The sequence below is a fragment of the Massilia sp. MS-15 genome, from assembly GCF_020176695.1.
In the GTDB taxonomy this organism is placed as follows: Bacteria; Pseudomonadota; Gammaproteobacteria; order Burkholderiales; family Burkholderiaceae_D; genus Telluria; species Telluria hydrophila.
The window spans coordinates 1-1,475 of sequence record NZ_JAIWIA010000015.1 but is presented as its reverse complement, the minus strand read 5'-3'; the positions used below and the strand labels follow the sequence as shown (position 1 = coordinate 1,475).

General features: G+C 64.9%; 1 protein-coding gene. It reads right to left on the bottom strand.

Annotation, left to right across the window (positions count from 1 at the left end; translation table 11 throughout):
* On the bottom strand, window positions 1–1,475 hold a 1,475-nt coding region (locus LCI23_RS07600; RefSeq protein WP_224945838.1), incomplete at both ends, for an RHS repeat-associated core domain-containing protein.

Here is a 1,475-nt window from a genome sequence, read left to right as displayed (position 1 = left end):
TGCCACCATCAAGTCCGATCGGATCCTGGCTAATATATCGACCGATATCAGGATCGTAATACCTGAAAGTATTGTAGTGCAGCCCCGTGCCCTGATCGGCATACTGCCCCGGATAGCGCAATGCCTGTTCGATCTTCGGCAATAAGGCAACGTCTTCGCCTCGCTCGACCTTTCCCCACGCCGAGTACTTCCCAGCCCATGCAAGCTCTCCAGCCTCATCGGTCACTTCAAGCGGCGTACCGACAAGGTCAGTATGGAAGTAGAGCACCCGCGACCCGATTGTCGCGGCGCCGGTTGTATTGCCTGACGTTGGGATACCGGTCGCTGCATCGACCCTGGCCAGCGGCGTGTACTCTTCATCCGGGCTGTACACATAGGTGCTGTAGCCACTCGATCGCACTTCCTGCACCATGCGCAAGCCCTGCCAGACAAAACGCTTGCGCTCGGTGCGCGCCGAACCGTCATGCGCGCGGCTTGTTTCCGTCACACCGATACGCCGTCCCAGTGCGTCGTAATCGAAGTGATTCTCCACGACACCATGCGGCGAGCGCGTACTCACCGCGATCAGCCGGTCTTCCGCATCAAACACGAACTCCTGCACCTGATGCGCACCCTTGCGCTTCTTGCTCAGGTTGCCCCACGGGTCGTAATCGAAACGCAGGTCCTGCCACACCCGCAGCCGGTTGCCCGTCACATGCCCGCGGCTTTTACGCGAGATGTCGTCCAGCAGATTTCCCGCAGCGTCCCAGGCAAACCGTTCCTGGCTACCATCAAGAGTACGCCTCTGCTGCAGCAGATTGCCCGCCGGGTCGTAGCCAAACACAATTGCCCCGCGCACGCTGTCGCGCAGTTCGGCCAGCTCTCCCGACGGATAGTAGCGGTAGCTGCGCCACAGCCGGCCTTGCCCCGCCCCGGGCAGATCCGACTCCGCCGCCGCGCCGGCTGCCTGCCACGTACGCCGGCCGAGCAGGTCGTAGCCGCTGCGCTGGCTGATCCTGCCCTGGGTGCGCCGCACTTCGCGGTGCAGCTCGTCGCGCTCGAAGTCGCTGATGACGCGCTCGCCGCTGCGGATCTGGTGCACGTGGCCGGAGCCGTAGGCGAGGGTGTCGATCCGCGGACCATGCGGCAGGCCCAGGCTCGTCAGGTTGTCGAGCTCGTCCAGCGTGTAGTCGACCGTGCCGTTGGCGCCATGCTCGGCGACGAGGCGGCCGGCCTGGTCGTAGGTGAAGCGCACGCTGTCGGGCTTGATACCCAGTGCGGTGCCGGTGCCGCTCGGAATGCGTTCGGCGGCAAGCAGGCGGTCGCCGTCGTCCCACGTATAGCTGGTCAAGGCGGTGGCCGTGGCCTGCGACAGGAGCCGCCCCATACTGTCGCGTTCGAAGCGGGTGCTGCGCCGTGCGCGCTCCGCCGCACCGGCAACCGGAGCGCCGACCGTTTCCAGCGAACGCAGCTCGCCCACGCCGTCATAGCGCAGA